This is a genomic window from Nocardioides sp. (assembly GCF_031422975.1).
Taxonomy (GTDB): domain Bacteria; phylum Actinomycetota; class Actinomycetes; order Propionibacteriales; family Nocardioidaceae; genus Nocardioides.
On sequence record NZ_JANPEO010000176.1, the window covers coordinates 1 to 7,510 of the forward strand.

The window sequence follows — 7,510 nt, forward strand, 5'->3', positions numbered from 1 at the left end:
ACGTCGAGGGTCGACATGACCAGGCCCGCGCCGTTGCCGATGATGCCCACGGCACCGTCGAGCTTCACGTAGTTGAGGCCCTTGTCCTTGGCCTTCGCCTCGAGCGGGTCGGCCTCGTCGCGGATCTCGAAGTCGGCGTGCTCGGGGTGGCGGAAGCCGGCGTTCTCGTCGAGCGAGACCTTGCCGTCGAGCGCCTCGAGCTTGTCGCCGGTCAGCCGCGCGAGCGGGTTGACCTCGACCAGGGTCGCGTCCTCCTCGGTGAAGACCGTCCACAGCTGCTGGACCATCGTGATCGCCTGGTCGCGGAGCTCGGCGGGGAAGCCGACCTCGTCGACGATGGCGATCGCCTTGGCCTCGTCGACACCGGTCCCGGCGTCGATCGGGATCTTCTTGACCGCGTCGGGGTTGGTCTTGGCGACCTCTTCGATCTCCACACCGCCCTCGACACTGGCGATGCAGAGGTATGAGCGGTTGGAGCGGTCGAGCAGGAAGGAGAAGTAGTACTCCTCCTCGATCGAGGCGCCGGGGACCACGAGCACCCGGTTGACCGGGAGACCCTTGATCTCGAGGTCGAGGATCGCGCGGGCTGCCTCTTCGGCCTCCTCGGGCGTCTTGGCGACCTTGACGCCACCCGCCTTGCCCCGGCCACCGGCCTTGACCTGCGCCTTGACGACGACGACGCCACCGATCTTCTCGGCGGCCGCGCGAGCGTCCTCCGGAGTCTCAACGGTGATGCCGAGGGCGCCTGCCACTCCATGCTTTGCGAAGAGTTCCTTCGCCTGGTACTCCATCAAGTCCACGACGTACCCAGTCCTTTTCGTGTGCGTAACAACAGTCCGGGATTTCCTCTCGGCACCCTAGACCTGTTGGGCGGCCACATCGATGTCGGGTGCAGTGGCCCTGATCACCCTGTCGATACGGTGATCCGCATGCCCTCGGTCCTGTGGTTGCGCCGTGACCTGCGCGTGCGTGACAACCCCGCCCTGCTCGCGGCACTCGACGACGGACCCGTCACGGCGCTGTTCGTGATCGACCCCGTCATCTGGTCCGGCGCCGGTCCGGCCCGGCGGGCGTGGCTGGCCGCGAACGTGCTGGAGCTCGCCGGGCGGATCCCCCTGACGATCCGGCACGGCGACCCCGCCGATGTGGTCTCAGCGGTCGCCGCCGACGTCGGTGCCGCCGCGGTCCACATCGCCGCCGAGACGACCCCCTACGGGCGGCGCCGTGATGCCGCGGTGGGCGAGCTGGTCGACCTCGTCGCCACCGGTTCGGCGTACGCCGTCGGGCCGGGCCTGATCACGAACAAGACGGGCGAGCCCTACCAGGTGTTCAGCGCGTTCGCGCGGGCGTGGCGCGACCGGGGTTGGTCGCGGCCGGCCAGCACCCCCCGCTCCCCCGACCTCGCCGAGGCCGACTCGGACCCGGAGGCGCTCGCACTGCTCGAGCGGGCCGTCGCCGACGCGCCCTTCGACCTCCCGACGCCCGGGGAGGACGCTGCCTGGCGGCGCTGGCACGCTTTCCGCGCCGAGGGCCTCGACGCCTACCGGGTCGAGCGCGACCGGCCCGACCACGACGGCACCTCGCGACTGTCGCCGTACCTCCACCTGGGCGTCCTGCACCCCCGCTCCCTGCTCGCCGATCTCGACCCCGCATCGACCTATGCGACCGAGCTGGCCTGGCGCGAGTTCTATGCCGACGTGCTGTGGCACACGCCGTCCTCGGCCTGGTCCGACCTCAAGCCAGCCCTGTCGGGCATGCGCTACGACGAACCCGACGACGCCATCGAGGCCATCGACGCCTGGCGCACGGGCACCACCGGCTTCCCGATCGTGGATGCGGGGATGCGGCAGCTGCTCGCGACCGGCTGGATGCACAACCGGGTCCGGATGATCACCGCGTCGTTCCTGACCAAGGACCTCCACGTGTGGTGGCCGAGCGGCGCCAGGCATTTCCTCTCGCTGCTGATCGACGGCGACGTGGCCTCCAACAACCACGGCTGGCAGTGGGTCGCCGGGACCGGCACCGATGCGTCGCCGTACTTCCGGGTCTTCAACCCCGTCACCCAGGGCAAGAAGTTCGATCCCGACGGTTCCTACGTGCGCCGCTGGGTGCCCGAGCTCGCGCACCTCGTCGGCGCGGCCGCGCACGAGCCGTGGCAGTCCGACGTCGGCTACCAGGGTGGCTACCCGCTGCGGATCGTGGACCACGCCCACGAGCGTCTCGAGGCGCTCGAGCGCTACCGGGCGGCTCGGGCCTAGGGCCTCGAGGACAAGAGCTTCACCGCGATGTCGTCGACCCCGTGTCGCGCGAGCAGCGCCGCCAGGTCGGCGGCCAGGGCCGGCTCGCCGTCGGAGCGCGCGGACAGTCCGATCACGTCGGCGTCCTCCTGGATCGCGGTCGCCACGATCTGCTCAGGGCTCTGGTCGGGCCCCGTGTAGATGACCTCGTGGCCGGCGTCGCGCAGCGCGCGGGCGAGGCCGGGCTCACCGACCACGATCCGAAGGCGATCGGGCTCACTCGACGTCATGGCCGCAGGCTAGCCAACAGGCGTGACCCACCCCACAACGAGCGGCCGGTTTCCGTGCAAGTACGGTGAAGCGCTGCGAGCGCCCGACGACGTCGTCCACAATGGCGTCACCTGGATTTCGGTGGTCGTGACCAATCCGTTACAGTCTGATGTCGCCTCCCCGGCGAATCCCCCGCACAAAGGAACCTTCTCTATGGGCAACCACCGAGCGCACCGCGGCCCTCGCCGCGACCTCTCGGCACAACCCGTCGCGGGTCGACGCAAGGTGGACCAGAAGCCTGCTCGCCACCCCTTCCTCCGTGCCCTGCCGTCCGCCCCGATCCTCGTGGGCGTGGCGGCTCTTGCCATTTCCGCCGGTGGCGCCGTGAACGCCGCCGATGCCGACCTGGTCGGGCAGGTCACCTCGCAGACCGGCGCCATGGCCGCGGCTGGCAGCACCGGCCTGGCCAACGTCGCACCGATCGGACACCGCGACGCCGTCGTCTCGCGCGACTCGCGCCGTGACGCGCTCGCCGACGCGGCCAACGAAGAGCTGGTCGCTCAGGCCGAGGCTCAGGCCGAGCAGCAGCACGCCGCGCTCAAGCAGTTCGCGCAGGCCGCTGAGAAGCATGCCGCCAAGATCAAGGAAAACCAGTGGATGCTCCCGCTGGACAGCTACCGCATCACCGCCACGTTCGGAATGTCGAGCTACCTGTGGTCCAGCGTGCACACCGGGCTCGACTTCTCGGCCCCGACGGGCACCACGATCCGCTCCGTCGCCAACGGCGTCGTGACCGAGGTCGGCTACGACGGCTCCTACGGCAACAAGACCGTCGTCACGCTCGAGGACGGTACCGAGCTGTGGTACTGCCACCAGACCTCGTTCATGGTCAGCGTCGGTGACGCCGTCCGTGGGGGCGAGGCCATCGGCACCGTCGGCTCCACCGGAAACGTCACCGGCCCGCACCTCCACCTCGAGGTCAGGCCAGGCGCCGGCGACCCGGTCGACCCCTTCACCGCGCTCCTCGAGCACGGCGTCACTCCGTAGCTACAGCTTCTCCACCGGCGCATAGCGGAGCAGCAGCCGCTTGACGCCCTCGGAACCGAAGTCGATCGACGCGACGGACTTGTCGCCGGATCCTTCGAGCGCGACGACCGTGCCCATCCCGAACGAGTCGTGGAGCACCCGGTCTCCGGGATCCAGCGACGGGATCTCGCGCGCGGGCTTCGACTTCGCCATCACGTCGGCGCGCGCGGCCGCGGCCGAGAAGTTGTGGCGACCGGCAGCGGTCGGAGCGCCGAGGCGAGCCGGGGAGTTGGCCGCCAGGTCGGGTCGTCCCCAACGGGTCATCGCCTGCGCCGTACGCCGCCAGTCGACGAGGTCGACGGGGAACTCGTCGATGAAGCGTGAGGCCGGGTTGTGCGAGGGCGCACCCCATGCGGAGCGCACCATCGCCCGCGAGACGTAGAGCCGCTCCCGCGCGCGGGTGACGCCGACGTAGGCGAGCCGGCGCTCCTCCTCGAGCTCGAGCTGGTCGCCCAGCGAGCGCTGGTGCGGGAAGACTCCGTCCTCCAGGCCGGTCAGGAAGACGACGGGGAACTCCAGCCCCTTGGCGGTGTGCAGCGTCATCAGCGTCACGACGCCGACGTCCTCACCGTCGGGAGCGTCTGGGATCTGGTCGGAGTCGGCGACCAGCGCGACGCGTTCGAGGAAGTCGCCGAGCCCGACGGCGACGACCCCCGCCTCCACCTCGGTCGGGTCGGCGGAGGGGCCTGGCTGCGGGTCGTCGGAGAACTCACGGGCCACCGCCACCAGCTCGGCCAGGTTCTCCACGCGGGTGGCGTCCTGCGGGTCGTCGCTGGCCTCGAGCTCGGTGAGGTAGCCGGAGCGCTCGAGCACGGACTCGAGGATCACGTCGGCCCGCTCGTCGGCGGCCACCATCGACTGCAGCTCCTGGATCATCGCGACGAAACCCTGGATGTTCCTCAGTGACCGCGTGGCCAGTCCGGGCGCCTGGTCGGCGAGGACCAGCGCCTCCCAGAACGAGATCCGCTCGCGCTCTGCCAGCGCATTCACGCACGCCTCGGCCCGCTCGCCGATCCCCCGCTTCGGGGTGTTGAGCACGCGCCGCAATGAGATCTCGTCGGCGGTGTTGACCAGCATCCGGAGGTAGGCCAGCGCGTCGCGAACCTCCCGGCGCTCGTAGAACCTGACCCCACCGACCACCTTGTAGGGCTGGCCGGTGCGGATGAAGATCTCCTCGAACACCCGCGACTGGGCGTTGGTGCGGTAGAACACCGCCACGTCGGCGGCCCTCACGTCGCCGGTGTCGACGAGCTTGTCGATCTCCTCGGAGACGAACCGCGCCTCATCGTGCTCGTCGTCGGCGACGTAGCCCACGATCCGCTCCCCGTCCCCGGCATCTGACCACAGGCGCTTGTCCTTGCGGCTCGAGTTGTTCTTGATCACCGAGTTGGCGGTCGTGAGGATCGTCTGCGTGGAGCGGTAGTTCTGCTCCAGCAGGATCGAGGTCGCGTCGGGGAAGTCCTGCTCGAAGTCCATGATGTTGCGGATGTTGGCGCCGCGGAACGCGTAGATCGACTGGTCGGCGTCGCCCACGACCATCAGCTCGCTCGGCGCGTCCCCCACCGGCCGGCCCTCCTCCAGGTCCTGCCCGCAGAGCTGGTGGATCAGCGCGTACTGGGCGTGGTTGGTGTCCTGGTACTCGTCGACGAGCACGTGCCGGAACCGGCGCCGGTAGTTCTCCCGCACGTCGGGCAGGGTCTGCAACAGGTGCACGGTCGTCATGATCAGGTCGTCGAAGTCGAGCGCGTTGGCGTCGCGCAGACGGCGCTGGTAGTTGGCGTACGCCGCCGCGTAGGCCTCCTCGAAGGAGTTGCGCGTGTCCTTGGCCGCCTCGTCGGGGTCGCGCAGCTCGTTCTTGTGGTTGCTGACCCAGTGCAGCACCGCGCCGGGCTGGTAGCGCTTGGGGTCGAGGTCGAGATCCTTCAGCACCAGTGTCATCAACCGCTTCGAATCGGCGGCGTCGTAGATCGAGAAGTTGGACTTGTATCTGGTGCCGTCGAAGTCCAGCGCGGCGATCTCCTTGCGCAGGATCCGCACGCACGCGGAGTGGAAGGTCGAGACCCACATGATCCGGGCGCGCTTGCCCACGAGCTCCTCGACCCGCTCCTTCATCTCGGCCGCGGCCTTGTTGGTGAAGGTGATGGCCAGGATCGAGCCGGGGTGGGCCTTGCGCTCGGTGATGAGCCAGGCGATCCGGCGGGTCAGCACCCGGGTCTTGCCCGAGCCGGCTCCGGCGACGACCAGGAGCGGGGCACCGGCGTGCACGACGGCGGCACGTTGGGGCTCGTTCAGCCCCTCGAGCAGCTCGTCGGGACTCGGGCCACGGCGGGTGGTGCGAGGCTCTTCAACAGGGGTGACGTGCTCGAGGCCGGGCAGCGGAGACGGAGTGCTCATTCTCAGGCCAGCCTACGTGCCGGCACCGACAGCTCAGGCAGCGTGGGCAGGCGACCAGAAGACGGCGACCGCCACGTTGGCGACGCTCAGGAGCAGCAGCCCGGCCCACAGCCCCTGCGGGATGGTCGGTTTGCGGACGTTGGCCATGACGAGCACCAGCAGCACCAGGCCGATGGTGAACTTCACGCCGATCTTGGCGTGGTTGACCGGGTCGTCGCCGGCCTCGAGCACCCCCACCAGGAGCAGGCCCGCGAGGAAGGCGGTGCCGACGCCGTCGCGCATCGCGGCGTTGACGGTCTTCTCGGAGTCCCTGGCCTGCACGAGGAGTCCCCCGACGAGCGCAGCGAAGCCGAGCAGGTGCACGAACAGCAGGACGAGCCGCAGGATCTCCATGCGCCGAAGACTAGAGGAGCCGACGGTCCGTGGCCCACCGCGTGAGCTCGTGCCGGCTCGACAGCTGCAGCTTGCGCAGCGTCGAGGACATGTGGGTCTCGACGGTCTTGACGGAGATGAAGAGCTCCTTGGCGACCTCCTTGTAGGCATAGCCGCGCGCGATCAGGCGCATCACCTCGCGCTCGCGATCAGTTAGTCGGTCGAGGTCCTCGTCCACGGCCGCGACGTCGATCGAGCCGGCGAAGGCGTCGAGCACGAAGCCCGCGAGCCGGGGCGAGAACACCGCGTCGCCATCGGCCACGCGGCCGATCGCGTCGACCAGCTCGGGTCCGGTGATGGTCTTGGTGACGTAGCCCCGGGCTCCCCCGCGGATCGTGCCGATCACGTCCTCGGCCGCATCGCTGACCGAGAGCGCGAGATACCGCGCGTCGGGATACGGCATGCGACGCATCACCTCGGCGCCACCCCCGCCGGGGAGATGCACATCGAGGAGCACGACGTGTGGCCGGTGCTCGCGGATCACGGCCACTGCCGAGTCGACGTCGGCGGCCTCGGCGAGGATCTCGACCAACCCGGCGCCGGCGCCAGTGAGCTCGGAGCGCACACCCGCCCGGAACATCGCGTGGTCGTCGACGATGACGACCCGCACCGGGCGCGGGGTCGGACCAGGGACAGGCTCGGTCATGACTCTTCCTCACTCTTCAGCGGCAGGTGGAGCCGCACTTCGGTGCCGTCGCCCGGTGCTGAGCGGACTTCACCCTGTCCGCCGTGCCGGGCCATCCGGTCGACGATGCTGCCCCGGACACCCTGACGGTCCTCCGCCACGGTGCCGGGGTCGAAGCCTGCACCGCGATCGCGGACGAACACGTCGACGGCCTCGGCCGACACTTCGGCGTACACGTCGATGCGCGGGACGCCCGCGTGCTTGGCGGCATTGGTGAGGGCTTCGCGGGTGGCGTCGGTGATCGGCTTGAGGGCCTCGGTCATGTCGAGGTCGCCGACCGCGACGACATCGACGACCACGCCGTAGGTGTCCTCCACGATGGCGGCATGTGCGCGGAGCTCGCCGGCGAGCGTGACGTCGGTGCCGACGGACTCGAAGAGCCAGCCGCGCATCTTCGACGTCGAGG

Annotated in this window: 8 protein-coding genes; 2 read left to right on the forward strand and 6 right to left on the reverse strand. The window is 69.7% G+C overall.

Annotation, left to right across the window (positions count from 1 at the left end):
- The coding region (locus RMO85_RS05510) for an ATP-grasp domain-containing protein (RefSeq protein ID WP_310527132.1) at nt 1–800 on the reverse strand (800 nt) is incomplete at its 3' end.
- A 129-nt stretch (nt 801–929) separates the two neighbouring features.
- On the opposite strand from RMO85_RS05510, the gene RMO85_RS05515 reads away from it, so the two are divergent.
- Nucleotides 930–2,258, forward strand: a complete 1,329-nt coding sequence (locus RMO85_RS05515; RefSeq protein ID WP_310527135.1) for a deoxyribodipyrimidine photo-lyase — start codon at nt 930–932, stop codon at nt 2,256–2,258.
- Here the strand turns inward: RMO85_RS05515 and RMO85_RS05520 are convergent.
- The gene (locus tag RMO85_RS05520; protein ID WP_310527139.1) at nt 2,255–2,527 is read right to left on the reverse strand and encodes a cobalamin-dependent protein; all 273 of its coding nucleotides are present in this window, start codon (nt 2,525–2,527) and stop codon (nt 2,255–2,257) included. The genes RMO85_RS05515 and RMO85_RS05520 overlap by 4 nt on opposite strands.
- A gap of 193 nt (nt 2,528–2,720) precedes the next feature.
- On the opposite strand from RMO85_RS05520, the gene RMO85_RS05525 reads away from it, so the two are divergent.
- Nucleotides 2,721–3,554 (forward strand): peptidoglycan DD-metalloendopeptidase family protein, encoded by an 834-nt coding sequence (locus RMO85_RS05525; RefSeq protein ID WP_310527142.1) that lies wholly within the window; start codon nt 2,721–2,723, stop codon nt 3,552–3,554.
- Here RMO85_RS05525 and pcrA read toward each other — a convergent pair whose 3' ends face one another.
- The 4 genes from pcrA to RMO85_RS05545 form a co-directional block, all read right to left on the reverse strand.
- A complete protein-coding gene (pcrA, locus tag RMO85_RS05530; protein ID WP_310527145.1) occupies nt 3,555–5,987 on the reverse strand; it encodes a DNA helicase PcrA in 2,433 nt (810 codons plus the stop codon).
- Between the two features lie 33 nt (nt 5,988–6,020).
- Nucleotides 6,021–6,380, reverse strand: a complete 360-nt coding sequence (locus RMO85_RS05535; protein WP_310527148.1) for a hypothetical protein — start codon at nt 6,378–6,380, stop codon at nt 6,021–6,023.
- Between the two features lie 10 nt (nt 6,381–6,390).
- The gene (locus RMO85_RS05540) at nt 6,391–7,065 is read right to left on the reverse strand and encodes a response regulator transcription factor (protein WP_310527152.1); all 675 of its coding nucleotides are present in this window, start codon (nt 7,063–7,065) and stop codon (nt 6,391–6,393) included.
- A partial coding sequence (locus RMO85_RS05545; RefSeq protein WP_310527154.1) for an ATP-binding protein occupies nt 7,062–7,510 on the reverse strand: 449 nt, incomplete at its 5' end. The genes RMO85_RS05545 and RMO85_RS05540, both read right to left, overlap by 4 nt.

Bases quoted from the DNA above. Each gene is read 5' to 3' on its own strand.
- RMO85_RS05540 (WP_310527152.1), bottom strand. From the start codon at position 7,065: ATGACCGAGCCTGTCCCTGGTCCGACCCCGCGCCCGGTGCGGGTCGTC.
- RMO85_RS05520 (WP_310527139.1), bottom strand. From the start codon at position 2,527: ATGACGTCGAGTGAGCCCGATCGCCTTCGGATCGTGGTCGGTGAGCCC.
- RMO85_RS05525 (WP_310527142.1), top strand. From the start codon at position 2,721: ATGGGCAACCACCGAGCGCACCGCGGCCCTCGCCGCGACCTCTCGGCA.
- pcrA (WP_310527145.1), bottom strand. From the start codon at position 5,987: ATGAGCACTCCGTCTCCGCTGCCCGGCCTCGAGCACGTCACCCCTGTT.
- RMO85_RS05515 (WP_310527135.1), top strand. From the start codon at position 930: ATGCCCTCGGTCCTGTGGTTGCGCCGTGACCTGCGCGTGCGTGACAAC.
- RMO85_RS05535 (WP_310527148.1), bottom strand. From the start codon at position 6,380: ATGGAGATCCTGCGGCTCGTCCTGCTGTTCGTGCACCTGCTCGGCTTC.